The sequence below is a fragment of the Pseudoalteromonas aliena genome (assembly GCF_038155085.1).
Classification (GTDB): domain Bacteria; phylum Pseudomonadota; class Gammaproteobacteria; order Enterobacterales; family Alteromonadaceae; genus Pseudoalteromonas; species Pseudoalteromonas aliena_A.
Map to the genome: position 1 here is coordinate 1 of NZ_JBAKAU010000159.1, position 222 is coordinate 222.

The 222-nt window shown below is 41.9% G+C and carries 1 pseudogene; it reads right to left on the reverse strand.

From position 1 onward, the window contains the following. Positions 1-222, reverse strand: a pseudogene (locus V6260_RS18925) (threonine ammonia-lyase, biosynthetic); the annotation flags it as partial.

Sequence of the window (222 nt, forward strand, 5' to 3'; positions counted from 1 at the left end):
TTGAGCTCTTGCTCACCTTGTCGCAGTGCAATACCTAAAAATATTTGCGCTTCACCTTGGCCCGCATAACGGTATTTAAACTCTGTAATATCACGCCCCCCTAAAGAAGCACAAAACTGTTTAAAAGTGCCTTTTTCTTCTTTGATAGTAACGGCTAATAACGCATCATTTTTTTGACCGAATGCTGTGCGCTCAGCAACATAACGCAGGCGATCAAAGTTT